The sequence below is a fragment of the Pseudomonas sp. FG6 genome (genome assembly GCF_057809015.1).
This window is the reverse complement of sequence record NZ_JBMDJD010000004.1, coordinates 127518-152600: the sequence shown is the minus strand read 5'-3', so window position 1 is coordinate 152600 and position 25083 is coordinate 127518. Positions and strand designations below refer to the sequence as shown.

Annotated in this window: 27 protein-coding genes and 1 tRNA gene; 21 read left to right on the top strand and 7 right to left on the bottom strand. The window is 60.2% G+C overall.

The genetic code is table 11. The annotated features are described in order from the left end of the window. Positions 1-39: 39 nt before the first annotated feature. From ACODSJ_RS04280 to ACODSJ_RS04270, 3 genes are read right to left on the bottom strand one after another with little or no spacing between them, the layout of a single operon-like run. Positions 40-621 (bottom strand): cob(I)yrinic acid a,c-diamide adenosyltransferase, encoded by a 582-nt coding sequence (locus ACODSJ_RS04280; protein WP_489100534.1) that lies wholly within the window; start codon positions 619-621, stop codon positions 40-42. Positions 622-623: 2 nt separating this feature from the next. Then, positions 624-2660 (bottom strand): sensor histidine kinase, encoded by a 2037-nt coding sequence (locus ACODSJ_RS04275; RefSeq protein WP_489100533.1) that lies wholly within the window; start codon positions 2658-2660, stop codon positions 624-626. Between the two features lie 45 nt (positions 2661-2705). After that, entirely contained in the window at positions 2706-3623 is a 918-nt protein-coding gene (locus ACODSJ_RS04270) for a putative 2-dehydropantoate 2-reductase (RefSeq protein ID WP_489100532.1), read from the bottom strand. A gap of 143 nt (positions 3624-3766) precedes the next feature. On the opposite strand from ACODSJ_RS04270, the gene ACODSJ_RS04265 reads away from it, so the two are divergent. Together ACODSJ_RS04265 and ACODSJ_RS04260 are read left to right on the top strand one after the other, a co-directional pair. After that, positions 3767-4252 (top strand): YajQ family cyclic di-GMP-binding protein, encoded by a 486-nt coding sequence (locus ACODSJ_RS04265; protein WP_489100531.1) that lies wholly within the window; start codon positions 3767-3769, stop codon positions 4250-4252. A gap of 188 nt (positions 4253-4440) precedes the next feature. Then, positions 4441-5283 carry a mechanosensitive ion channel family protein gene (locus tag ACODSJ_RS04260; RefSeq protein WP_489100530.1) on the top strand — a complete coding sequence of 281 codons (843 nt, stop codon included), beginning with the start codon at positions 4441-4443 and terminating at the stop codon, positions 5281-5283. A 162-nt stretch (positions 5284-5445) separates the two neighbouring features. Here the strand turns inward: ACODSJ_RS04260 and ACODSJ_RS04255 are convergent, their stop codons facing one another. Then, entirely contained in the window at positions 5446-6729 is a 1284-nt protein-coding gene (locus ACODSJ_RS04255) for an OprD family porin (RefSeq protein WP_489100529.1), read from the bottom strand. A gap of 847 nt (positions 6730-7576) precedes the next feature. Here ACODSJ_RS04255 and ACODSJ_RS04250 point away from each other — a divergent pair. Both ACODSJ_RS04250 and ACODSJ_RS04245 read left to right on the top strand, forming a co-directional pair. Further along, a complete protein-coding gene (locus ACODSJ_RS04250; protein ID WP_489100528.1) occupies positions 7577-8002 on the top strand; it encodes an HIT family protein in 426 nt (141 codons plus the stop codon). Positions 8003-8006: 4 nt separating this feature from the next. Next, positions 8007-8213 carry a SlyX family protein gene (locus ACODSJ_RS04245; protein WP_489100527.1) on the top strand — a complete coding sequence of 69 codons (207 nt, stop codon included), beginning with the start codon at positions 8007-8009 and terminating at the stop codon, positions 8211-8213. A 71-nt stretch (positions 8214-8284) separates the two neighbouring features. On the opposite strand, the gene ACODSJ_RS04240 is transcribed toward ACODSJ_RS04245, so the two are convergent. After that, positions 8285-8890: a cold-shock protein gene (locus tag ACODSJ_RS04240; protein WP_489100526.1), complete on the bottom strand. Its 606-nt coding sequence runs from the start codon at positions 8888-8890 to the stop codon at positions 8285-8287. 493 nt (positions 8891-9383) lie between these two features. Between ACODSJ_RS04240 and ACODSJ_RS04235 the strand changes: the two genes are divergently transcribed. The 17 genes from ACODSJ_RS04235 to ACODSJ_RS04155 all read left to right on the top strand — a co-directional run bounded on the left by ACODSJ_RS04235 (position 9384) and on the right by ACODSJ_RS04155 (position 22571). Then, entirely contained in the window at positions 9384-9716 is a 333-nt protein-coding gene (locus tag ACODSJ_RS04235) for a ribbon-helix-helix domain-containing protein (RefSeq protein ID WP_489100525.1), read from the top strand. Positions 9717-9897: 181 nt separating this feature from the next. Then, positions 9898-10119 (top strand): FmdB family zinc ribbon protein, encoded by a 222-nt coding sequence (locus ACODSJ_RS04230; protein WP_003178589.1) that lies wholly within the window; start codon positions 9898-9900, stop codon positions 10117-10119. A 74-nt stretch (positions 10120-10193) separates the two neighbouring features. Beyond that, entirely contained in the window at positions 10194-11969 is a 1776-nt protein-coding gene (gene aspS / locus ACODSJ_RS04225; RefSeq protein ID WP_489100524.1) for an aspartate--tRNA ligase, read from the top strand. 121 nt (positions 11970-12090) lie between these two features. Beyond that, complete coding sequence (locus ACODSJ_RS04220; RefSeq protein ID WP_489100523.1) at positions 12091-12837, top strand: YebC/PmpR family DNA-binding transcriptional regulator; 747 nt, start codon at positions 12091-12093, stop codon at positions 12835-12837. Positions 12838-13090: 253 nt separating this feature from the next. Beyond that, the gene (ruvC, locus tag ACODSJ_RS04215) at positions 13091-13615 is read left to right on the top strand and encodes a crossover junction endodeoxyribonuclease RuvC (protein ID WP_489100522.1); all 525 of its coding nucleotides are present in this window, start codon (positions 13091-13093) and stop codon (positions 13613-13615) included. A gap of 115 nt (positions 13616-13730) precedes the next feature. Further along, positions 13731-14339 (top strand): Holliday junction branch migration protein RuvA, encoded by a 609-nt coding sequence (gene ruvA, locus ACODSJ_RS04210; RefSeq protein WP_260959132.1) that lies wholly within the window; start codon positions 13731-13733, stop codon positions 14337-14339. After that, positions 14340-15401 carry a Holliday junction branch migration DNA helicase RuvB gene (ruvB, locus tag ACODSJ_RS04205; protein WP_489100521.1) on the top strand — a complete coding sequence of 354 codons (1062 nt, stop codon included), beginning with the start codon at positions 14340-14342 and terminating at the stop codon, positions 15399-15401. Between the two features lie 127 nt (positions 15402-15528). Next, positions 15529-15996 carry a tol-pal system-associated acyl-CoA thioesterase gene (gene ybgC, locus ACODSJ_RS04200; protein WP_489100520.1) on the top strand — a complete coding sequence of 156 codons (468 nt, stop codon included), beginning with the start codon at positions 15529-15531 and terminating at the stop codon, positions 15994-15996. After that, positions 15986-16681, top strand: a complete 696-nt coding sequence (gene tolQ / locus ACODSJ_RS04195) for a protein TolQ (RefSeq protein WP_489100519.1) — start codon at positions 15986-15988, stop codon at positions 16679-16681. The genes ybgC and tolQ overlap by 11 nt, the downstream gene beginning before the upstream one ends. A 23-nt stretch (positions 16682-16704) precedes the next feature. Continuing rightward, a complete protein-coding gene (tolR, locus tag ACODSJ_RS04190; RefSeq protein WP_260959320.1) occupies positions 16705-17157 on the top strand; it encodes a protein TolR in 453 nt (150 codons plus the stop codon). Next, positions 17157-18236 carry a cell envelope integrity protein TolA gene (tolA, locus tag ACODSJ_RS04185; protein ID WP_489100518.1) on the top strand — a complete coding sequence of 360 codons (1080 nt, stop codon included), beginning with the start codon at positions 17157-17159 and terminating at the stop codon, positions 18234-18236. Before tolR ends, tolA begins: the two co-directional genes overlap by 1 nt. Positions 18237-18253: 17 nt before the next feature. Then, the gene (gene tolB / locus ACODSJ_RS04180; RefSeq protein ID WP_489100517.1) at positions 18254-19534 is read left to right on the top strand and encodes a Tol-Pal system beta propeller repeat protein TolB; all 1281 of its coding nucleotides are present in this window, start codon (positions 18254-18256) and stop codon (positions 19532-19534) included. A 52-nt stretch (positions 19535-19586) separates the two neighbouring features. Then, the gene (gene pal / locus ACODSJ_RS04175) at positions 19587-20084 is read left to right on the top strand and encodes a peptidoglycan-associated lipoprotein Pal (RefSeq protein ID WP_003178634.1); all 498 of its coding nucleotides are present in this window, start codon (positions 19587-19589) and stop codon (positions 20082-20084) included. 6 nt (positions 20085-20090) lie between these two features. Then, complete coding sequence (gene ybgF, locus ACODSJ_RS04170; RefSeq protein WP_489100516.1) at positions 20091-20927, top strand: tol-pal system protein YbgF; 837 nt, start codon at positions 20091-20093, stop codon at positions 20925-20927. 166 nt (positions 20928-21093) lie between these two features. After that, positions 21094-21741, top strand: a complete 648-nt coding sequence (gene queE, locus ACODSJ_RS04165) for a 7-carboxy-7-deazaguanine synthase QueE (RefSeq protein ID WP_489100515.1) — start codon at positions 21094-21096, stop codon at positions 21739-21741. Position 21742: 1 nt separating this feature from the next. Further along, complete coding sequence (gene queC, locus ACODSJ_RS04160) at positions 21743-22432, top strand: 7-cyano-7-deazaguanine synthase QueC (RefSeq protein ID WP_489100514.1); 690 nt, start codon at positions 21743-21745, stop codon at positions 22430-22432. Between the two features lie 63 nt (positions 22433-22495). Continuing rightward, positions 22496-22571 (top strand) — tRNA-Lys (locus ACODSJ_RS04155). Between the two features lie 140 nt (positions 22572-22711). Here the strand turns inward: ACODSJ_RS04155 and ACODSJ_RS04150 are convergent. Together ACODSJ_RS04150 and copD are read right to left on the bottom strand one after the other, a co-directional pair. Next, the gene (locus ACODSJ_RS04150; RefSeq protein ID WP_489100513.1) at positions 22712-23899 is read right to left on the bottom strand and encodes a cyanate transporter; all 1188 of its coding nucleotides are present in this window, start codon (positions 23897-23899) and stop codon (positions 22712-22714) included. A gap of 269 nt (positions 23900-24168) precedes the next feature. Beyond that, positions 24169-25080, bottom strand: a complete 912-nt coding sequence (gene copD / locus ACODSJ_RS04145) for a copper homeostasis membrane protein CopD (RefSeq protein WP_489100512.1) — start codon at positions 25078-25080, stop codon at positions 24169-24171. Positions 25081-25083: the final 3 nt, after the last annotated feature.

Genomic DNA, 25083 nt, shown 5'->3' with positions numbered 1-25083 from the left:
TGCTCGCGAAGGCGGCCTGAAGGCGATAGATCTGTCTGATCAATTCCCAGGCTTGGCCGCCGCCTCCCAAAGCACTTCCGCCACCCCTTGGCGCCTGGCAATGATTCGCGCCGCCACGAACAACAGGTCCGACAACCGATTGATATAGGCCAGCCCCGGCCCGGCCAGCGGCTCGATGGCATTCAATTGCTGGCAACGACGTTCGGCACTGCGGGCCAGGCTGCGGCAGACGTGGGCCTGGGCTATCAGCGCCGAGCCACCGGGCAGGATGAAGTTCTCCAGCGGCCCTAATTCCTCGTTCCATACGTCGATCGCTGCTTCCAGTCGCTCGATTTCCGTCACGTTCAAAGCCTGGTAGGCCGGCATCGCCAGTTCCCCACCCAGGTCGAACAGGCGGTGCTGGCAAGGTTTCAGCACCTCGATGACTTCCCCGAGCGCCGGGAAGCGGCTCATTTCATCGGCGAGCCCGGCCAGCAGCAATCCCAGCTGGCTATTGAGCGTGTCCACTTCGCCAATGGCCTCGACCCGTGGGTGGTCCTTGGGCACGCGGCGGCCGTCTCCCAGTCCGGTTTCACCTTTGTCTCCGGTCCGGGTGTAAATTTTCGACAGACGAAAACCCATGCTCAACGCTCCAGTGGCTTGTTTTCCTGGGGGACGGTGGAAGTGCCCGCCAGTGGCAGGCGCAAGGTGAAGCAGGTGCCTTGGCCCGGCGCCGATTGCACTTCCATCTGGCCCTTGTGGTTATTGGTGATGATGAAATACGACACCGAAAGCCCCAGCCCCGTGCCTTGGCCGATTTCCTTGGTGGTGAAGAAAGGCTCGAACGTGCGTTTGCGCACGTTCTCGCTCATGCCAATGCCGTTGTCTTCGACCTGGATTTCCGCCCACGGTGGATTCAGTCGGGTGCGCAGGATGATGCGCCCCGGTTCGCTGTCGTCCTGGCGTTGATGGATCGCCTGGGCAGCGTTCTTCAGCAGGTTGAGCAACACCTGTTCCAGCTCGTTGGCCGTGCCGGGCACCGGACCCAGGTTCGGATCGAACTGACGGATGATGGCCTGCCCCTTGAAGTCGAAACCGATGGCCAGGTCGAAGTCGTTGCCGGCGATTTCCACCGCCTGGTCGATCAACGCCGGCAGGTCGCACGGCGCCATCTGCCGGGTGCTGCGACGGCTGAAGCTGAGCATGTGGGTGACGATTTTTGCCGCCCGGGCGCCGGCCTGCTGGATGCCGTCGAGCAACTGCGGGATGTCCCGGCCCTGCAAGTAGCGATTCACCGTTTCCAGTGGGATCCCCAGTTGTTCGGCCTGTTCAAGGTTCTTGGGCAGCTCCGGCGAGAGGCGTCGGCGGATGTTCTGCACGTTGTGCAGGATCGCGCCCAGCGGGTTGTTGATCTCATGGGCCATGCCCGCCGCGAGGCCACCGACCGAGAGCATTTTTTCCGACTGCACCATCATTTCTTCCAGGGACAGGCGCTGGGTGATGTCGTCGATGCGGATCACCACGCCGCGCCCGGCACCGCCCATCAAGGGGTAGAAGGTCAGGGCATAGTGCCGAGCTTCGTCGTCCTTGGTCCAGGTGACGCGTTCGATCTTGGCCACCGTGTGTTGCTCGACCGTCTGCTTGAGTTGCGGCAGATACGGTTTCAGTGGTTCGAAGGCGAGGAAGATCGGCTGGTTCAGCGCCTCGTCCAGGCGTGTGCCGGAAAGGGCGCTGGCCTCCTGGTTCCACTGGGTGACGTAGAGCTGTTCGTCGAGGGCGATCAGCGCCGAGGGCATGGAGTCGATGATGCTGTTGAGGTAGTTCTGGAAGCCGGTGAGTTTCTTCTCGATCTTGCTGCGCACCTGGACTTCCAGCTCCAGCTTGCGGTTGGTGTGGCGGGTTTCTTCCGCCAGGCCCTGGGCCTGGTCGTAGGCCGCCTGGGAGTCGTCCCGGGCGCGCTTGAGTTGCTGTTCCCGGGCTTCGATGCGCGACAGCATGGTGTTGAACGCTTCGGCCAGGCTGCCGATCTCGTCATGGTTGCCGCGGGCGGCGCGCAGGGCATAGTTCTCTTCGCGGGTCACCTGGCGCGACAGCTCTTCGAGCTGATGGATCGGCTGGGTGATCAGGCGCTTGATCTGCTGGGCGATAAGCAGCCACAGCAGCACGCTGAAAATCAGGATGCCCAGGCTCGCGGTCAAGGTCCCGGTGTAGAACGCGGTCGGCAGTTCGCTGCTGGCCACCAGCAGCAGATGCCCCGGCGTGCTGCCAGGACGGGGCAGGGCAATGACCTGGTTGCTGCGAAATTCGCCCTGGCGCCAGGCCTGCATTTTTCGGAAATGTTCCGGCAGCTTGAGCTTGTCGCCTTGTTGCAATTGCGCCAGGCGTTCGCCCTGGCTGTCATACAGCGCACCTGCCCGCAACGGCCCGTAGCTGTTGAGTTCATCGAGCAGGCGTTGGGCACTTTGCGGCGATTGCAGGGAGTCGGAGATCAGGCTCGGGTTGGCCACCAGCCGGCCAATGGTCTGCAACGCCTGGGGCGCCATGCTTTCCTGGGAGATGTAGTAGGCGGCGCTGATAAAGGTCAGGTTGGCCACCAGCAGGACGGTGGTCAATAACACCAGCAGGGCGGCCAACAGTTTTTGGCCGACCGGAAGGTTCTCAAGGCGCTGGCGCAATGGCATCAGACTCGTCACAAAAAAGGAACACGAGGCCAGCGTAGCCGCTGCTCAGTCGCTGGGCAATCCGAGGTTGTCCAGGTGGGCAATCAGGCGCTGGCGCAATCGCTCCAGATGCGGCACGGCCACGCCATGGCGCTGGGCGACTTTGCAGGCGTGGCCAAGCAGGTAGCTGATTTCGGTGCGGCGTCGATTGGCCACGTCCTGGTACATCGAGGAATAGTTGGCGGCGGTGGCGTGGATCACTCGTTCGACTTCCGGCTGCAAGTCTGCGGCTGCCGCGGGTTGGCCGCAGCGTTCCAACAGCGCGGTGAGTTCGACGCACAGGGTCGCCACTTCACAGTGGTGTTCCAGCAAGCCGCCGTTCTTGCAGTCATGCAGCACGGTCAGCGGATTGATTGCACAGTTGAGCGCCAGTTTGCGCCACAGCCGGGTGAGGATATCAGCGCTCCATTCGTGGGGGATGCCGGCGTCGGCCAAGTCTTCCAGCCAGAACGGCGGCACCGGATGGGCCGGGTCGCCCAGCCAGGTGTAGCCGTGGCCGGCGAACACCACGCGCCAATCTCCTTCGCGAAAGGCGCCCTCGGTGCTCGATGCGCTGATGCAACGGACCTGCGGGACGCGGTTCGCCACGGCCTCCTGGCTGCCGAGGCCGTTCTGCAGCAGGATCAGTTCGCTCTCGGGGTCCAGGCGATGGGCCACCGAAGCAATGGCGTTTTCGGCGTCATACGCCTTGCAGGCCAGCAGCAGGCGCTTGATCGGCGCCGGGTTGTCCGCGGTTTCGCCAGGCACCGGGTAGCACTGGGCCTGGCCTTGCTCCACCAGGGTGAGGCCACCCGCCGCCTGATAATCCTGAAGCCGCTGCGTGTTGCGCAGCACCAACTGCACCGGCAGGCCGGCGCGGAACAGGCGCGAGGCCCACAACGTGCCAAGGCTACCGGCCCCCAGGACATGCCATGTGGTGGGCATCAGCTTTTTACTCGCTTTGGTACAGGCATCTGAAGGGCTCGCAGTGTCGGCAGGAAAAGACCCGTTATAATGAGCCCGATTTTAACCACAAGCCAAGCGCGCGCCTTTGTTACGGGCGCGCCTTTTTATTTGGAGAACACTACATGCCGTCATTCGACGTGGTATCCGAACTGGACAAGCACGAAGTCACCAACGCCGTTGAAAACGCCGTGAAGGAACTCGACCGTCGTTATGACCTCAAGGGTAAGGGCAGTTTCGAATTCAAGGAAAAGGACCTCACCGTCAACCTGACCGCCGAAGCCGAATTCCAACTCGAAGCAATGATCGAGATCCTCAAGATGGCGCTGACCAAGCGCAAGATCGATGTGCAATGCCTTGAGGTCAAGGACGCCTATGCTTCGGGCAAGCTGATGAAGCAGGAAGCCGTGCTCAAGGAAGGCATCGACAAGGAGCTGGCGAAGAAGATCGTCGCGCATATCAAGGACGCCAAGCTCAAGGTCCAGGCTGCCATCCAGGGTGAGCAGGTGCGTGTGACCGGCAAGAAGCGTGACGACTTGCAGGAAGCCATCGCGGCCCTGCGCGGCAAGGAATTCGGCATGCCGCTGCAGTTCAACAACTTCCGCGACTGACCCGAGCTGTATAAGAAACCGTGTGGCGAGGGAGCTTGCTCCCGCTTGGGTGCGAAGCACCCACCTGGTAGGGGGCTGCGAAGCACCCACCGGGTGGGGGGACTGCCATGCAGCCAGCGGGAGCAAGCTCCCTCGCCACAATGTGCTTTTGCAGGTCTTTTTGCGGTAACCGGAATAAGGAGAGAACGATGGACTTGAACGCTGAAGTAAACAATCTGGTCAAGATTTCCCAGGCCTGGATTCCTCTGGTCATGGAGTACGGCAGCCGTGTGCTGCTGGCGGTCATTACCCTGGCCATCGGCTGGTGGCTGATCAACAAGGTGGCGCAGAAACTGGGGGCTTTGCTGGCCCTGCGTAACGCCGACCTGGCACTGCAAGGGTTTATCAGTACCCTGGCCAACATCATCCTGAAGATCCTGCTAATCGTCAGCGTCGCGTCGATGATCGGTGTGGAAACCACGTCCTTCGTCGCGGCCATCGGTGCGGCCGGCCTGGCGATTGGCCTGGCGTTGCAGGGCAGCCTGGCAAACTTCGCCGGTGGCGTGCTGATCCTGCTGTTCCGCCCATTCCGTCTCGGCGACTGGATCGAAGCCCAAGGTGTGGCCGGTACGGTCGACAGCATCCAGATCTTCCACACGGTGTTGCGCACCGGTGACAACAAGACCGTCATCGTGCCCAACGGCAATCTGTCGAACGGCATCATCACCAACACCAACCGCCAGCCAACCCGCAAGGTTGTGTTCGATGTTGGCGTGGATTACCAGGCTGATCTGCAAAAGGCCCGGCAAGTATTGCTGGAATTGGCCAAGGACGAACGCGTATTGACCGACCCGGCACCCGAGGCGGTGATTTCCACCCTGGGTGACAGTTCCATCACGGTGTCTTTGCGTATCTGGGTCAAGACGGCGGATTATTGGAGTGTGATGTTCATGCTCAATGAGCATGCGCGGGATCGCTTGAAAGAGGCGGGGATTGAGATTCCGTTTCCGCAGCGAGTGATTCGAGTGGTTCAGGAAGGGGCAGCCCAATAACGTTTCGAATGTAACTTGGCGCTGGAGTCAGGTTATTTAGCTAGCTTGCTCATTAATAGGCTGTATAACGACTGGAATGCAGTCGAAATAAAAAGCCGCTCACCTGGATCAGGTGAGCGGCTTTTTAGTTTGTTGTGGTGTAGCTATCGAATGGCCGCTGAATTACAAGATGCTCAGTGGGTATTCGACGATGATGCGGAAGTCATTAACGTCGCCAGTGACGTTAGAGGACGCACGATAGAACGCTTGACGTACACGGAACGAGAGATCTTTGGCAGGACCGCTCTGCAGTACGTACTTGGTTTCGATATCCAACTCGTGTTCTTTGCCTTCACCGGTGTCGGTGGAGATATTGTCACCTTTAACGTAGCGGGTCATGAAGCTCAATCCCGGTACGCCATAGGTCTTCATGTTCAGGTCATAACGAGCCTGCCACGAACGCTCATCTGCAAAGTTGAAGTCGGAGTACTGGATGGAGTTAGCCAGGAAAATCGTGCCGCCACCGTCTACACCGTAAACGTAACCAGTGTCACCGGAAGAGCGCTGGTGGGCCAGGGTGAATTTGTGAGCGCCGAGGCTATACGCAGCAGCGAGGGACCAGATGCGGTTATCTACATCACCCGCCAGTTCCTGGCCTTGGCTCTTGCTCTTATAGCCGTTGAAGTCGAAGTTCAGCGACTGGGTATCGGCGATCGGCAATGTGTAGTTCAGGTTGACGTATTGTTTCTTGAAGTAGTCGTCGACGTCGGAAGCTGCAACACCAGCCACGAAATTGTCGGTGAACTGATAGGTTGCGCCAGCGATGTCAGCGGAAGTCAGGCCTTGTGTGTGTGGGCCATTGATGCTGTCGCGCCCCATATTTTGCTGGCCGCTCATCGCGGTGAAGTGACCGGCGGTAAGCTCCAGACCTTTGATTTCCTTGCTGGTGATCAAAGTACCGGTAGCGAATTCTGGCAGCAGACGGCTGTCGTCGGTGGAGAAGACGGGGCTTTCAGTTTGTTGGGTGCCGTACTTCAGGACAGTATCGGAAAGGCGGAATTTAACGGCTGCGCCGGCTTTCGATTGAGTGTGTTCAGGCTTGCCGTCGCTGTCGGAAGCGAACAGGTTGTTGCCTTGGCGACCTTCACCACCGTCCAGCCTGGCGGTGCCGCCGGCAAATGCATCAACACCGACACCGATGGTGCCCTGAGTGAAGCCGGATTTGTAGATGAGAAGCTCACTGATACCAGTATCTTCACGATAGCCGTTTTTGAAGCCGCCACCTGGCAAGGCAATGTTGCCACCGCCGTTTCGTTGATCGCGGTTCATGTACTCGAGACGAGTTTTTGCGGTCAGGCTTTGGTCTTCGATGAAACCCTTGGACTCCTCTTGGGAGGACGCCACTGCGAACTGCGAGGTACCGGCCGAAACAGCCAGTGCGATCATGCTCCACTTCATCACGCGCATCGTGATTTGCTCCTTTGGTTTTAGAAGAGTACTGCCGTCCCACCTGTTTTTTTATCTGGGCGGCTCTTTCTTTTTGTGCCGGCGCAAACTTATATCACGCCGACCCTATTGGCGATACTTGCCCATTCATCCTTTCAGCTTCTTTACGACCCTGTCGCCAATGGCTAGATCCATGTCGTATTTCAGCTGTTTTCCGAGGCAATTGGATTGACAACTTTAATGTTGTTTTTTAATCCGGCATCGGTGCAAAGAGTCCGTTGTTACTGCGTTTGAAGCTCCTGAGGGCAGCCTTGCCACGGTCATTTATAGGTCATCAGGTGCACCGCTTCCGGCGGGGCCCTGTAGACGATGCGAGGATGAATGCAACAAGCATGCACAAATCCCGTTTTCCTTTACATTTTTTTCACATTTTAGCTGCGGTTGCGGTGAAACCTCATGAAACCGGGCTCCAAAGGCCTTGTTTTAAATGGGGTTGACTGCTGGGCAACTCTCGTGTTTGCAGTCCTTGAACCTGGCCCGACAACCAAAAACGTTACCGGTTCACCCTACAGGTGAGTAGATCGCGGATGCTTCGAGCATAGAGCGTAGACGCATTGTGCGGTTTTGGTGCAAAAAATCTTCACGGTGTACGAAAATCATACAGCTGTGTCGTCGAGCGGTTGTCCGGGTGTCCTTTTCCAGGCTTGTTGCACGGTCCTGGTGCGAGCTCGAAAGAAAACCAACGCCTGGTCGACGCGCTGGACAGTGAACGTTCGGCCATTCGCGGGTATGCTGAAAGCCTGTGTCCGACGCAGGCCTGTGGGCCGCCGCGCCGGGCTGAATCGATAACGGGCGAGGAGTATGCACGGTGTTTGCCTTAGATCCACAACTGCAACAAGACACGTTGCCCGTCGGCGATTTCCCGCTGTGCCGGCTGCTCTTGTCCAATGATTCCAATTACCCGTGGTTCATCCTCGTACCGCGCCGGGAAAATATCAGCGAATTGTTTCAATTGGATGACGCCGATCAACAGCAGCTGTGGAAAGAAACCACGGCGCTGGCCGAAACCCTCAAGGACTCGTTCGACGCCGACAAGCTGAACGTTGCAACCTTGGGTAACGTCGTCAGTCAATTGCACATGCATGTCATCGTCCGCAAGCGCGATGATATCGCTTGGCCGGCGCCGGTCTGGGGCAAGCACCCGGCCAAGCCTTATGATGCCGGGCAGGTGGTGGCCATCCGCGAGCGCTTGCGAATGGCGCTGACCGATGATTTCAAGTTTCTGGAGGGTTGAAGCCATGAGCCTTGAAGAACGTGTGACCGAACTGGAAAGCCGCCTGGCGTTTCAGGATGACACCATCCAGGCTTTGAATGATGTGTTGGTGGAGCAGCAGCGAGTCGTCGAGCGTCTACAGCTGCAGATGGCCGCGTTGCTCAAGCGTCAGGAAGAGATGGCCGGGCAATTTGGTGCCTTGGAAGAAGAGGCTCCACCGCCTCATTACTGACCGGGCCTTGAACGGCAGGCATGAAAAACCGCGAGACAGCCAGGCTGCTCGCGGTTTTTTTTGCGCTCGGATCAGCGGCGCGGCAGTGCGGCGATCACGTCTTCGGCCTGCAGGCCCTTGTCACGGTGCATCACGGAGAACTCCACGCGCTGGCCTTCGACCAGGACGCGGTGACCTTCGCCACGAATGGCCCGGAAATGCACGAAAATGTCATCGCCGGAGTCGCGGGAGATAAAGCCGAACCCCTTGGAGGTGTTGAACCACTTCACGGTGCCGGTATCACGGTTGGACATGTCGTAGTTCTGTGGTGCGGCGGCCGACGACGACTTCTTGTAGAAGCTGACGGCCAGGTGCAGCAACACGGCGAGCAGTGCCGCCCCGAGGCTGAACAGGATGGCCGGTTGACCACCTATTTCCGGCATCGGTGCCAGTAAGGCCAGGGTTTGCAGGGCTACGGCCAGCACCAGCAGGACACTGACAAGGTTCTGCAGTTGATGGCGCGGGCCTTTGTTCCAGTAAGGGATGACAGGTGCAAGGGTCAGGTTGAGCAGGCCGAAAAAGGCCAGGTACAAGGCGTCGGGGTGTTGCAGGTACGGTGTGGCTTCTGAACCCAGGCTAGGGATGAAGGACAGCAGCAAGGCAGCTGCGCCCATTAGCAAGTGGACGATTTTCAACATTTTGATTGGCTCACGGTTAAGACGGATCACAAGGAAGAGCGGATTGGGGGCGGTTCGTATCAGAACAATGAAAGATGTTGGACGCGTCCCCGAATCAGCCTATGCACTACGCCTTGAAAAATAAGCGTAGCGACACACTGCCTATTTAACAGCAAAGCCTGAGCCTTCTCAAACGCCTTGCGGACGTGAGTCGCGCTGTTCGTCGGCGGGCAGGCGGCAAGCCAAGCCCTTGAAGGTCGACGGCCAAAGGCGTTGAATTTTGCTGGTTGCCGGAACCGCAGAGGAGGGTGTGCCTGGCGCCGAAGACATCGCTCGCGCCTCTTGTGCCCAGGTATCGGGTAGGACGACGTAATTCGTCGCAGGCCAACTGTTGGCTTGTCCTACATCGATGGTCATAAAGTCATCTGGAACTGGGGGTGCCGTTGAGCTTCCATAGAACCGCAGGTTGGTTGTTCCAATCGAGAGGTTCGTATGGCAAAGGAGTGTCAACGGTATGATCCAAGGAAAAGAGCCCACCGAAGGCGGGCGAGAGCGCTTGCGTCCCCTGAATGTCGAACCGTTCGTCAGGGGGTTCGATATGAAACTGGCCCATCCCCTGGCCCGATCCATCCGCCTGAACGGGTTCGCCACCTGTCTTCGGCTGGAACGGGTCTATTGGGATATTCTCGGCGACATGGCTCAGCTCAACAGCTGTTCCATCAGTGCCTTGCTGTCCCATGTGGACCGGGAGGTGCACCTGCGCCATGGCGGGGTACGCAATTTCAGCGGGTTGGTGCGCGTGGTCTGTGTGGTGCACAGCTTGAAGGCGGCCGGGATGAAGCATTGAGTGCCTCGGCCCGCCAAGCTCAGGGTTGACCCTGGCGCAGGCCGCAGGAGCGGCGTAGGAGCTGCCTTGTTGCACTCGGCAACTCCTACGGCTGCACAGGCTGCATTTAATGGATATAATCCCGCTCTTTGCCGCAAGGCCCCGCCTTTGCGCTTGTAACCTGATCGCCGAGACAACCCCCATGCCGATGTACGACTACCAATGCGCTTCCTGTGGTCATCAGATGGAAGCGATTCAAAAGATCAGCGCGGCACCGCTGGTCGACTGCCCTGCCTGCCAGGCGCCAGAGCTGAAGAAAATGCTGTCCATGCCCGGTTTCCGCCTTGGCGGCACGGGCTGGTATGAAACCGACTTCAAGACCGGCGCCAAGAAAAACCTGGCCGGTGGCGACAAAGCTGATTGAGTTGAACACGCGCGAGTGCTTGCACGGCAGGTCCTCCAACCGAATGTCGAATTACGAGAAGTGAAACCACTACCATGATGCGCAGCCATTATTGCGGCCAACTGAACGAAAGCCTGGAAGGTCAGGAAGTTACTCTTTGCGGATGGGTTCATCGTCGCCGTGACCATGGCGGGGTGATTTTCCTCGATATCCGTGATCGTGAAGGCCTGGCCCAGGTGGTGTTCGACCCGGACCGCGCTCAAACCTTCGCCACCGCCGACCGCGTGCGCAGCGAATACGTCGTCAAGATCACCGGCAAGGTGCGCCTGCGTCCGGCCGGTGCCGGGAACGCCAACATGGCCTCCGGCATGATCGAAGTGCTGGGCCATGAGCTGGAAGTGCTCAACGAAGCGGAAACCCCGCCGTTCCCGCTCAACGAATACTCCGACGTGGGCGAGGAAACCCGCCTGCGCTACCGCTTCATCGACCTGCGTCGCCCGGAAATGGCCGAGAAGCTGCGCCTGCGTTCGCGCATGACCACCAGCATCCGTCGCTACCTGGACGAGAACGGCTTCCTCGACGTCGAGACGCCGATCCTGACCCGCGCCACGCCGGAAGGTGCCCGCGACTACCTGGTCCCGAGCCGCACCCACCCCGGCAGCTTCTTCGCCCTGCCGCAATCGCCACAACTGTTCAAGCAGCTGTTGATGGTGGCCGGCTTCGACCGCTACTACCAGATCGCCAAGTGCTTCCGCGACGAAGACCTGCGTGCCGACCGTCAGCCTGAGTTCACTCAGATCGACATCGAGACCAGCTTCCTCGACGAAAAAGACATCATGGGCCTGACCGAGGGCATGATCCGCAACCTGTTCAAGGAAGTGCTGGGTCTGGAGTTCGGCGAGTTCCCGCACATGACTTACGAAGAAGCCATGCGCCGCTACGGTTCCGACAAGCCAGACCTGCGCATCCCGCTGGAACTGGTGGATGTGGCCGACCAGCTCAAGGAAGTCGAGTTCAAGGTGTTCAGCGGCCCGGCCAACGACCCGAAATGCCGTATCGCGGCCCTGCGTGTTCCAGGCGGCGCGAGCATGCCGCGCAAGCAGATCGACGACTACACCAAGTTCGTCGGCATCTACGGTGCCAAGGGCCTGGCGTACATCAAGGTCAACGAGCGTGCTGCGGGCGTCGATGGCCTGCAATCGCCAATCGTCAAGAACATCCCCGAGGCCAACCTGAACGTGATCCTCGATCGCGTCGGTGCGGTTGACGGCGACATCGTGTTCTTCGGCGCCGACAAGGCCAAGATCGTCAGCGAAGCCCTGGGCGCGCTGCGTATCAAGCTGGGTCACGACTTGAAGCTGCTGACCTGCGAGTGGGCGCCGATGTGGGTCGTGGACTTCCCGATGTTCGAAGAGAACGACGACGGCAGTTTCTCCGCGCTGCACCACCCGTTCACCGCGCCGAAGTGCTCGCCGCAAGAGCTGGAGGCCAACCCGGCCACCGCTCTGTCGCGCGCCTACGACATGGTCCTCAACGGCACCGAGCTGGGTGGCGGTTCGATTCGTATCCATCGCAAGGAAATGCAACAGGCGGTGTTCCGTCTGCTGGGCATCGACGAAGCGGAACAGGAAGAGAAGTTCGGCTTCCTGCTCGACGCGCTGAAGTACGGTGCACCGCCCCACGGTGGCCTGGCCTTCGGCCTGGACCGCCTGGTGATGCTGATGACCGGCGCACAGTCGATCCGTGAAGTGATCGCATTCCCGAAAACCCAGAGCGCGGCCGATGTCATGACCCAGGCGCCGGGTGTGGTGGATGCCAAGGCACTGCGCGAGTTGCACATTCGTTTGCGTGAACAGCCGAAGGCTGAGTAAGGCTGGCACCTGAGAGGGCGCATCTTCGGATGCGCCTTTTCATTGATGTCGATATTTCTGATTGCTGGCCGCTGCATCCGTGCAGGGCGGGCAATGTTCCAAAGAAAAACCGGAGCGAGTTATGGCAGGTCATTCCAAGTGGGCGAACATCAAGCACCGCAAAGAACGTCAGGATGCCAAGAGGGGCAAGATCTTCACCAAGTGGATCCGTGAGCTGACGGTCGCGGCCCGCCAGGGTGGCGGCGATCCGGGTTCCAACCCGCGCTTGCGCCTGGCCTTGGACAAGGCGCTGGGTGCCAACATGAGCCGCGACATCATCGACCGGGCCGTCGCCCGTGGCGCCGGTGCGACCGAGGCTGACAACGTTGAAGAGCTGACCTACGAAGGTTACGGCCCGGGCGGCGTAGCGGTGATGGTCGAGTGCATGACCGACAACCGCAACCGTACCGCGGCGGCCGTGCGTCATGCGTTCAGCAAGTGCGGTGGCAACCTGGGTACCGACGGTTCGGTGGCCTACCTGTTCGAACGCAAGGGGCAGATCAGCTTTGCGCCGGGCCTGGATGAGGACGCCCTGACAGAGGCGGCCCTGGAAGCCGACGCGGATGACGTGGTCAGTCACGAGGACGGTTCGTTCGAGGTGTTTACGTCGTTCGCCAGCTTCTATGCCGTGCGCAACGCCCTGGAGGCGGCCGGTTTCAAGCCCGCCGACGCGGAAATCGTCATGCAACCGACCACCAGTGCCGAACTCGACCTGGAAGGCGCCGAAAAGGTGCTCAAGCTGATCGACATGCTTGAGGACCTGGATGACGTGCAGAACGTCTACTCCAATGCCGATATTCCGGAGTCGGTGGCGCAGCAGCTCGGCTGACCCCAGCTTGGTCAACTGAGCGCAACCCTGTGGCGAGGGGATTTATCCCCGCTGGGTCGCGCAGCGACCCCAATCTAGCACCTCGGTGTATCAGACAGATTGAGTTAGCTGTTTTGAGGCTGCTACGCAGCCAGCGGGGATAAATCCCCTCGCCACAGGAATATTGCTCGACTTTACATATCATGCACGACCGGCACTGGGGTAAACCCTTGCTGTATCCTCACTTGCAACCGTATTACCTTTCGCAGGCGTCATGACTTTAATCCTTGGTATCGACCCAGGCTCGCGCATCACCGGCTACGGTGTGGTTCGCGACACGGGGCGCGGCTGCGTGTACGTTGCGTCTGGTTGCATCCGCACCGGTGCGGGTGAATTGCACGAGCGCCTGCAGATCGTTTATCGCGGCGTGCGCGAGGTTATCCAGACGTACGGCCCGGTGACCATGGGGATCGAAAGGGTGTTCATGGCGCGCAACGCCGACTCCGCCCTGAAGCTGGGGCAAGCGCGGGGCGCGGCCATCGTGGCCGGGGCCGAGGAAAACCTGGAAATCGCCGAATACACCGCAACCCAGGTCAAGCAGGCGGTCGTAGGAACAGGCGCGGCGAACAAGGAACAGGTGCAAATGATGGTGATGCACCTGTTGAAGCTGGTCAGCAAGCCGCAGATCGACGCTTCCGACGCCCTGGCCATCGCCATTTGCCATGCCCACACCCGCTCCAGCCTGATGCCTCATGGACTGGGAACCGCACGCAGTCGTGGCGGGCGCCTGCGTCTCTGATAGCATCTGCGCAATCATTCATGAGCCCGAGTATGTGGTGCCTGTGTCGTCGGCCCGCCATGCCCCGGCTGTTACTCGCCAGCCAGCGGCTGGTCAACGCCCAAGGATCTGAAACGTGATTGGACGCTTGCGCGGCACCCTGGCTGAAAAACAGCCGCCGCACCTGATTCTGGATGTAAACGGCCTGGGCTATGAGCTGGAAGTGCCCATGACCACGCTGTATCGCTTGCCGTCGGTCGGTGAGCCGCTGACGCTGCACACCCATTTGGTCGTGCGCGAGGATGCGCAGTTACTCTATGGCTTCGTCGGCAAGCGCGAGCGAGACTTTTTTCGCGAGTTGATCCGTCTCAATGGCGTGGGTCCGAAACTGGCCCTGGCCTTGATGTCGAGCCTGGAAGTCGACGAACTGGTCCGTTGCGTGCAGTCCCAGGACACCTCGGCCCTGACCAAGGTGCCAGGCGTGGGCAAAAAAACCGCCGAGCGCCTGCTGGTCGAACTCAAGGATCGCTTCAAGGCCTGGGAAGCGGTGCCGGCCATGTTCGCCCTGGTGCCGAACCAGCCGGACGCGCCCGTTCCCGTCAACAATGCTGAAAACGATGCGGTCAGCGCGCTGATCTCCCTGGGCTACAAGCCGCAGGAAGCCAGCAAGGCGGTTTCTGCCATCAAGGAGAAAGGCTTGAGCAGCGAAGACATGATTCGTCGCGCCCTGAAGGGGATGATCTAAGTGATAGAAGCCGATCGCCTGATTGCTGCCACGGGGGCGCCTCGTGACCGCGAGGATGTCCAGGACCGGGCGATTCGCCCCGTCAGCCTGGCCGACTACATCGGCCAGCCGACCGTGCGCGAGCAGATGGAGTTGTTCATCCAGGCCGCCCGTGGACGCAGCGAGTCGTTGGACCATACCTTGATCTTCGGTCCGCCGGGCCTGGGCAAGACCACCCTGGCCAACATCATTGCCCAGGAAATGGGCGTGTCGATCAAGAGCACTTCCGGTCCCGTCCTTGAGCGGCCGGGTGATTTGGCGGCGCTGCTGACCAACCTTGAGCCCCATGACGTGCTGTTCATCGACGAAATCCATCGGTTGTCGCCGATCGTCGAGGAAGTGCTGTACCCGGCCATGGAAGATTTCCAGCTCGACATCATGATCGGCGAAGGGCCGGCGGCGCGCTCCATCAAACTGGACCTGCCGCCGTTCACCCTGGTGGGCGCCACCACTCGCGCCGGCATGCTGACCAACCCGTTGCGGGACCGTTTCGGTATCGTCCAGCGCCTGGAGTTCTACAGCAATGCCGACCTGGCGACGATTGTCAGTCGTTCGGCGGGCATTCTCGGTTTGCCGCTGGACCCGGACGGTGCTTATGAAGTCGCCCGACGGGCCCGGGGCACGCCACGAATCGCCAACCGCCTGCTGCGCCGGGTGCGGGATTTTGCCGAAGTCCGGGCCAAGGGCCATATCACCAAGCCGATTGCCGACCTGGCGCTGAATCTGCTGGACATCGACGAGCGAGGCTTCGACCATCAGGACCGGCGCCTGCTGCTGACCATGATCGAGAAGTTCGACGGCGGCCCGGTGGGCGTGGACAGCCTGGCGGCGGCCATCAGCGAGGAGCGTCACACCATCGAGGATGTGCTGGAGCCGTACCTGATCCAGCAGGGCTATATCATGCGCACCCCTCGCGGGCGCGTCGTGACTCGCCATGCGTACCTGCATTTTGGCTTAAACATCCCGACACGAATGGGCGAGATGCCGGTGGTAGACGAATTCCTCGATGCCGTGGACGATTGAGCGAGCTTTTTACATCGATTTTTTTCCGGTTCGTGCTGTCCCAGGCGATACCCGAAGCGTCAATGGGCTCGAGAATGAAAAAACAGTTGCCTGGCCGATTGGCAACCTGAGGAGTAAGCACTAGAGTATGCGCGCGCAAAACGGGCTGGAGTCGTTCGCACATCGCTGTCGCGTTTATTACGAGGACACCGATGCCGGCGGCATCGTTTACTACGTCAATTACCTCAAGTTTATGGAACGGGCTCGAACCGAGCGGCTGCGGGAACTGGGTTTTGCCCAATCCGCACTGGTGGGGGAGGACCTGTTATTCGTCGTGCATTCCAGCGAAGCGCGCTATCACGCGCCGGCGCGACTGGACGACGAATTGCTGGTAAGTGCCGATGTCATCGAATTGAACCGTGCCAGCCTGCGCTTCAAGCAGCAGGTCAGGCGGGCTACGGATAATGTGCTGCTCTGTGAAGGGCAGTTTCTGGTGGCCTGTGTGCGCACCCATAGTTTGAAACCCCGGGCCATTCCCGAAACTCTACGTGCGGCCTTTGCCGGCGTGAGCGGCGCGGGTACACACTCAGAGCAGGAGATAAAGCGTGGAAGCTAACGTCGTCGACCATTCCTCCATGTGGAGCCTGGTCAGCAATGCCAGCGTCGTGGTGCAACTGGTAATGCTGACCCTGGTAGCCGCATCGGTGACCTCGTGGATCATGATCTTTCAGCGCAGCAACTTGCTGCGCGCCGGTCGTCGAGCCCTGGAGAGCTTCGAAGAGCGCTTCTGGTCCGGTATCGACCTGTCCAAGCTCTATCGCCAGGCCGGGAGCAACCCGGACCCGGATTCGGGCGTCGAGCAGATCTTTCGTGCCGGCTTCAAGGAATTCTCCCGTCTGCGCCAGCAGGCAGGTGTTGACCCGGAAGCGGTGATGGAAGGCGTGGCCCGTGCCATGCGCGTAGCCATTTCGCGCGAGGAAGAAAAACTCGAGCAGAGCCTGCCGTTCCTGGCGACTGTCGGTTCGGTCAGCCCGTATATCGGCCTGTTCGGTACGGTGTGGGGGATCATGAACTCCTTCCGTGGCCTGGCCTCCGCGCAGCAGGCGACCCTGGCCACTGTTGCTCCGGGTATCGCTGAAGCCCTGGTCGCCACCGCGATCGGCCTGTTCGCCGCGATCCCGGCCGTTATCGCCTACAACCGCTTCGCTGCCCGCAGTGAAACGCTGATCGGCCGCTACTACACCTTCGCCGACGAATTCCAGGCGATCCTGCACCGCAAAGTGCACACCAGCGAAGAATAAGCAGGTATTTCCCGATGGCTTTAATCGCTCGAGCCCGAAACAAGCGCAAGCCGGTTGCCGAGATGAACGTGGTGCCCTACATCGACGTGATGCTGGTGCTGCTGGTCATCTTCATGGTGACCGCGCCGATGCTCAATCAGGGCGTGAAGGTCGATCTGCCCAAGGTTTCCAGCGAAGCCTTGCCGCAGGACAACAACACCCAGGTCCTGACCATTTCGATCAAGGCTGACAAGACCTACTACTGGAACCTTGGCAGTGAAGTCGACACCGAGAAGCAGCAGGACCGGGCCATGACCTTGCCCCAGATGACCGATGCGGTGACCAAGATCATCCGTGCCGGCAACGATGCCGGCAAGCGCACCCAGGTCTTCATTCGCGGCGACAAGTCCGTCGACTACGGTGCCGTGATGGGCGCCATGGGCGGTCTGCAGAAAGCCGGGGTGGGTAACGTTGGCTTGATCACTGAGGCGCCCTGATGCAGCAACAGCGAGAGCCGTCCGCCTCGGAAAGCTACTTCTGGCCCAGCGTCCTGGCAATCAGCCTGCACGTGCTGGTGTTCGGCATGCTGTTCGTCAGTTTTGCCATGACGCCTGAACTGCCGCCGGCCAAGCCGATCGTGCAGGCGACCCTGTACCAGCTCAAGTCGAAAAGCCCGGCGACCACCCAGACCAATCAGAAGATTGCGGGTGAGGCGAAGAAGTCGGCCGCGCGCCAGACCGAAACCGAGCAGTTGGAGCAGAAAAAGGTCGAGCAGGAAGCGATCAAGGCCGCGGAACAAAAGAAAGAGGAAGCCGCTCAAAAGGCCGAGGAAGCCAAGAAGGCCGACGAGGCGAAGAAAGCGGATGAGGCGAAGAAGGCTGACGAAGCCAAGAAAGCCGATGATGCGAAGAAAGCCGCCGAGGCGAAAAAGGCAGAAGAGAAACAATTGGCTGATATAGCCAAGAAGAAAGCCGAAGAAGAAGCCAAGAAAGCCGCTGAAGAAGAGGCCAAGAAAGCGGCCGCTGAAGAAGCGAAGAAAAAGATCGTCGAGGACGCCAAGAAGAAGGCTGCCGAAGACGCCAAGAAGAAAGCCGAAGCCGAAGAGGCGAAAAAGAAAGTCGCCGAAGACGCGAAGAAGAAAGCCGCCGCCGACGCCGCCAAGAAAAAGGCCCAGGATGCGGCGCGCAAGTCTGCTGAAGACAAGAAGGCCCAGGCCTTGGCAGACCTGCTTTCGGACACGACCGAGCGTGAGGCGACCAAGGCGGATGAAATTGGCGATCAAGTGGCGGGCGATTATGACGACCTGATCCGGATCCGTGCAGCGGAAGGCTGGACCCGTCCACCTTCGGCGCGCAAAGGCATGACGGTCGTGTTGCAAATCGGCATGTTGCCCGACGGTACGGTGACTTCGGTCAGCGTGGCCAAGTCCAGCGGCGACGGTCCGTTCGACGCTTCGGCGGTCGCGGCGGTCAAGAACATTGGACGATTGACGGAAATGCAAGGAATGAAACCGAGCGACTTCGCTCCCTATCGTTCATTCAAGATGACATTCACACCTGAGGATCTAGCCTTGTGAGAAACCTTCTTCGAACAATGCTTGTCGTTATCTTCTGCATGGCAGGGATGGCGATGGCAGAGGAAAAGAACATCCTGGTCACCAGCGGCAGCGATCGGGCCACCCCGATCGCCGTCGTACCGTTCGGCTGGCAGGGCGGTAGCGTCCTGCCGGACGACATGGCGGAAATCATCGGCAATGACCTGCGCAACTCGGGTTACTACGCGCCGATTCCGAAGCAGAACATGATCAGCCTGCCGACCCAGGCCAGCGAAATCATCTACCGTGACTGGAAGGCCCTGGGCGCCCAGTACATCATGGTCGGCAGCATCGTTCCGGCCGGCGGTCGCCTGCAGGTGCAATACGCCCTGTTCAACGTCGCCACCGAGCAGCAAGTGCTGACCGGCAGCGTGTCGGGCGGCGTTGACCAACTGCGCGACATGGCGCACTACATCGCCGACCAGTCGTTCGAGAAGCTCACCGGCATCAAGGGCGCATTCTCCACCCGGATGCTCTACGTGACGGCCGAGCGCTTCTCCGAGAACAACACCCGCTACACCCTGCAGCGCTCCGACTATGACGGCGCCCGTGCGGTGACCCTGCTGCAATCGCGCGAGCCCATCCTGTCGCCGCGTTTCGCCCCCGATGGCAAGCGCATTGCCTATGTGTCGTTCGAGCAGAAGCGTCCGCGCATCTTCGTCCAGCACATCGACACTGGCCGTCGCGAGCAGATCACCAACTTCGAAGGCCTGAACGGCGCGCCTGCCTGGTCGCCGGACGGTTCGCGCCTGGCGTTCGTGCTGTCCAAGGACGGTAACCCGGACATCTACGTGATGAACCTGGCTTCGCGCTCGATCTCGCGCGTGACCAGCGGCCCGGGCATCAACACCGAACCGTTCTGGGGCAAGGATGGCTCGACCATCTACTTCACCTCCGACCGTGGCGGCAAGCCACAGATCTACAAGACCAGTGCCGGTGGCGGCGGTGCCGAGCGCGTGACGTTCGTGGGTAACTACAACGCCAACCCTAAACTGTCGGCGGACGAAAAGACCCTGGTCATGATTCATCGCCAGGATGGTTTCACCAATTTCAAGGTGGCAGCCCAGGATATGGCGCGCGGTAGCGTAAAAATCCTCACTGATAGCACTCTGGACGAGTCACCTACTGTTGCGCCCAACGGCACCATGGTAATCTACGCCACCCGCCAGCAGGGCCGGGGAGTCTTGATGCTCGTGTCCATTAATGGACGCGTGAGGCTCCCGCTTCCTACCGCTCAAGGCGAAGTCAGAGAACCGTCCTGGTCCCCTTACCTGAACTGACGCGGCGTAATACGTTTTACTTAACACACTGGGGTTCATTAGGAGTTTCACGATGGAAATGCTGAAGTTTGGTAAATTTGCTGCGCTGGCTCTGGCCATGGCTGTAGCTGTAGGTTGCTCCTCCAAAGGCGGCGACAACGCTGGTGAAGGCGCTGTTGATCCGAACGCTGGTTACGGCGCAAACACCGGTGCAGTTGATGGCTCCCTGAGCGAAGAAGCTGCTCTGCGCGCAATCACCACCTTCTACTTCGAATACGACAGCTCGGACCTGAAGCCAGAAGCCATGCGCGCTCTGGACGTTCACGCCAAAGACCTGAAAGCAAACGGCGCTCGCGTTGTTCTGGAAGGCAACACCGACGAACGTGGTACTCGTGAGTACAACATGGCACTGGGCGAGCGTCGTGCGAAAGCCGTTCAACGCTACCTGGTACTGCAAGGTGTTTCCCCAGCTCAGCTGGAACTGGTTTCCTACGGCGAAGAGCGTCCAGTTGCTACCGGCAACGACGAGCAGTCCTGGGCTCAAAACCGTCGCGTCGAACTGCGTAAGTAATTCGTCATGCGAACGTGCCGTCGTGCTGTAACTGTCCTGGCTCTCAGCCTCGCGCCGCTTGCGGCGTGGGCTGCGGTTCCTGTGGTCGATAATGATTCCGGCTATAACAATAGCGGGAGCAGTTATCCGCCTGCAGGTTACGGTACGAACGGCGCCTATGCCGGGGGAGGGGTTTCGGCCCCTGTCTCGGCACAGGGCGAGCTGTTCAACCAGCTCCAACAAATGCAGGATCAGCTGTCGCGCCAGCAAGGCGTGATCGAAGTTCTGCAGAATGATATTTCGCGCATGAAGCAGGAAAACCTGGAACGCTACCAGGATCTTGATCGGCGCATAGGAAGCGGTGTTGCACCTGCCGCGACTCCTGAGAATTCTCATGCCGGTGGCGACTTGAACGCTCCCGGTGCAGCCGCAGGCGCCAATGCGGGGGCAGCCGCTCCCGCACCCGCTGCCAGTGGTGAGCCAGGCGATCCGGCGAAGGAAAAGCTCTATTACGACGCTGCCTTCGACCTGATCAAGGCCAAGGATTTCGACAAGGCCAGCCAGGCTTTTGCCGCTTTCCTGCGCAAATACCCGAACAGCCAGTACGCGGGCAACGCCCAATACTGGTTGGGTGAAGTGAACCTGGCCAAGGGTGACTTGCAAGGTGCCGGCCAGGCCTTCGCCAAGGTTTCCCAGCTGTACCCCAAGCACGCCAAGGTGCCGGATTCGCTGTACAAGCTCGCTGATGTAGAGCGCCGCCTCGGTCACACCGACAAGGTCAAGGGCATTCTGCAGCAAGTGGTGGCCCAGTATCCGGGTACCTCCGCCGCCCAGTTGGCGCAGCGCGACTTGCAGCGCATGTAAGGCTGTTTGACCCGTTTCGAAGAAACCCGCGCCTGTCGCGGGTTTTTTCGTTAGAATTCACGCCCTTTTTATGAAACACGCTTTTTGGGATCTACGCGTTGGCGGGGTTCCTTGAAGTGCCTGACGGAGGCGGACAGCCTGTTTAGCTGTTACGCCCGTGGCGACTATGCAAGATACATTGAGAATCACCGAAGTTTTTTACTCGTTGCAGGGTGAAACGCGAACGGCCGGCCTGCCCACGGTATTCGTGCGCCTCACCGGCTGCCCGTTGCGTTGCCAATACTGTGACAGTGCCTACGCGTTCAGCGGCGGTACCTTGCGCACCCTCGACGATATCCTGGAGCAAGTGGCCGGCTATCGTCCGCGCTATGTATGCGTCACGGGCGGCGAGCCTTTGGCACAACCCAACGTCATCCCCCTGCTCAAGCAATTGTGCGACGCCGGCTACGAGGTTTCGCTGGAAACCAGCGGTGCCCTGGATATTTCGAGCGTCGACCCGCGCGTCAGCCGCGTCGTGGACCTGAAAACCCCAGGCTCCCAGGAAGCGCATCGCAACCGTTATGAGAACATCGAGCTGCTGACAGCCCACGATCAGGTCAAGTTTGTCATCTGCTCGCGAGAGGACTATGACTGGGCCGTGTCCAAGCTGATCCAGTACGGACTCGACCGGCGAGCCGGCGAAGTGTTGTTGTCGCCGAGCCATCACGACTTGAATGCCCGTGACCTGGCAGACTGGATCGTGGCGGACAATCTGCCGGTGCGCCTGCAATTGCAGTTGCATAAATATCTTTGGAACGATGAGCCGGGGCGCTGATATGACTGAACAATCGACCACCGAAAAACGTGCCGTCATCCTGCTGTCGGGTGGCCTGGATTCGGCGACTGTCGTGGCCATGGCCCGTGCCGAAGGTTACCGCTGCTACACCATGAGTTTCGATTACGGCCAACGCCATCGTGCCGAGCTGCAAGCTGCCGAGCGGGTGGCGCGGGACCTGGGCGTGGTCGAGCACAAGGTGATCGGCCTGAACCTCAACGGCATTGGGGGTTCGGCCCTGACCGACAGCTCCATCGACGTGCCCGAAGCCCCGAGTGAAGGCATCCCGGTGACCTATGTGCCGGCGCGCAACACCGTGTTCCTGTCGCTGGCCTTGGGGTGGGCCGAGGTGCTTGGCGCCCGTGACATCTTCATTGGGGTCAATGCCGTGGATTATTCCGGCTACCCGGATTGCCGTCCGGAGTTTGTCGAGGCGTTCGAGCGCATGGCGAACCTGGCGACCAAGGCTGGCGTAGAAGGGCAAGGTTTCCGCATCCAGGCGCCGCTGCAAAATCTCAGCAAGGCTGCCATCGTCAAGGCGGGTATGAAGCTTGGCGTGGACTACGGGCTGACCGTTTCGTGCTATCAGGCCGACGATCAGGGCCGTGCCTGTGGCAAGTGCGACAGCTGCCGCCTGCGTGCGGAAGGCTTCGCGGCGGCGGGTGTGAGCGATCCAACCCCTTATTTTTGATTTATTTCAAAATAAGTGTTGAATAGTCCTTAGAAATCAGTATTATACGCGCCACCACACAGCGGGTCGTTAGCTCAGTTGGTAGAGCAGTTGGCTTTTAACCAATTGGTCGTAGGTTCGAATCCCACACGACCCACCATTTTTTAGCGGTTTTGAAAGTCCGGAAGGCCCACGAAAGTGAGGATTTCCGGATTTTTTTTTTGCCTTTTGAAAACTGATCTCGCGGACCCGCCCGTTACCCGGCAGGTCCGTGGATGCCTGTCCGTGGATGCGTGGGCGCTACTGGATGTGTTGGGCGTAGCGCTTGGGGTTGAGCCTCCACACCATCACGATCATCAACGCCATGACGGCGGTGAGTGACCACCAGGCCCCCTCAAAACTTCCCGACTGATCGCGAATCATCCCGGCGATCAGCGGCGAGAGGCCGGCGATCAGATAGCCGATGCCTTGCACGAACGCTGTCAAGCCGCCCGCCCGGCGCGGGTTGTCCAAATGGTCGAGGGACACGATCAGGCTCATGGGGAACAGGCCGCCGATGCCCAGCCCAAGCAGGCACGGCCATAGCAGGCTGAAGCGTTCCGGGCTGAGGATCAGGCCGCAGAAGCCGCTAATGATCAGGATCAGTAGAGAGGCCAGCACCGGGCGTTTATCGGGGCTGCGGTTGGCAATCGCCGGGGTGACCAGGCCTGACAACACTTCCATGGCGGTGAGGAACCCCAGCAGCAGGCCCGCGTGTTGCTCGCTCCAGCCTTTTTCCACGTAGTACGGCGCCAGCCAGGCCAGCACACAAGTGTAGGAGGCGGTGCCCAGGCCGAAGAAGATCGCCAGCAACCAGGCCCGCGTGTTGCCGAAAAATGATTCGTGACGCTGGGACGTGGCTTCGGGCAAGGGTGTGAAGGTCGCGCGTTGGGCATACCAGAAGCCCAGGGCGACCAGCGCCAGCAGTGCCCAGATGGCCAGGCCGATGCGCCAACTGCCGGTTTGTGCCAGGACGAAGGGTGAGAACGATGCCGAAATCGCGGCGCCGGCCATGATCGATGTGACATACAGGCCCATGAACAGCGAGACGTTGTCGGCGAAGCGCGATTTGATCAGGGCCGGCACCACGGCTTGGATCAGGGCAATCCCGATCCCGGCCAGCACCGCGCTGATGATCAATGCTTCGGCGCTGCCCAGGTACAGGCGTGAGGCCGTGGCGATGCCGATGACCCACAGCGACAGCGCGACGGTGCGGTGCTCGCCGATGCGCAGGGCGATGCGCATGCCCAGGAACATCGCCAGGCCCATGGCCATGACCGGCAACATGGTCAGCAGCGAGGCGGTGCTGAAACTCAAGGGTACCTCGCCGCGAATCGCTGACAACAACGGCCCGACCGCCGCCATCGAGGGCCGCAGGTTCAGCGCCACCAAGACGATACTGACCATTAGCCAGGTGGCGTGGCTGGTTGAGGTTCGAACGTTTTCCATAACGGGGCCCTGGCTAAAACAAAGCACCATTTAGGCTGGGGCAGCCTGCTTTGGGCAAACTGAAAACTGGTGGGGCTTACTTAATAATTAAATGCTGCACCCGGTTGTCTTTGTGGCGAGGGAGCTTGCTCCGGCGGGCTGCGAAGCAGACCCGAAAGGCATGGATACCATTTGCTTGGTACACCGAGTGCTCAGGTTTTTTTGGGGGGGCGCTTTGCACCCCAGCGGGAGCAAGCTCCCTCGCCACGGGGTCAGTGGGGCGCTAGCGGCTATTCCATCCCCGGGCTCAGCGTCCCAAGCCACGCCACCAGTGCGAGGATGACCACTGCCACCGAGAGCTCCAGGATCATGCTGCGCCGCAGGGCATTCACCGCGACCCTGTGTTCGCCGGTCTGTCGGGCTTGCTCCAGCAGAGGGCTCAGGTGAAAGCGGTTCAGCGCCGCGAACACCAGCATGGCCGCGAACAGGATGAGTTTGAGCACCAGCAACTGGCCATAGGTGCTGTCGAACAATCCTTCAATGCTGGGGCCGACGATGAACAGGTAATTCACCACCCCGGTCACGCTGAGGATCACCACGATCAATGCGCCAACGGCTTCAAACCCGGTCAATGTCCGGGCCAGTACCGCCAAGCCCGGTTCGGCCTGGCGAAGCAGCAGGGCAAACGCGGCCAAGGCACCGACCCAGCCACCGGCCGCCCACAGGTGCAAAAAATCGGTAATGAAATGTCCGTTACGGCGCGCACCTTCGTCCATGGCGCCATGCCCGGCCCAGGCCAGTGTCGCCAACGCCACGGCACCGGCCAGGGTGACCAGCCCCAGACTGACGGTTGGCCAACGTTTATTGAGCGTCACGGCGAAACCGGCCAGCAGCAAGGCCACGATCCGCAGCGTCCAAGCCAAGCCGACGTCGGTCTGTAGCACCATCATTTCAATGTGCGGCCACAGCTCGGCCCAGTCCGAAGCGCCACTCATGGCCCAGGCCATGCAAGCCATGGCGGCCAGGGAGAGCAGGCCGCCCAGCACCGCCGAGCTCAGCAGCAGCGGCGCGAACGGCAACTGCGCGCCCGATACCCGCTCCTGGCCGCGCAGGGCATAGAGGCCAAAGGCGGCCAGGCCGAACAGCAACATCAAATCCAGGTACAGCGCAAAGCGCAACGCAATGTTGATCGAGTCGCTCATCAA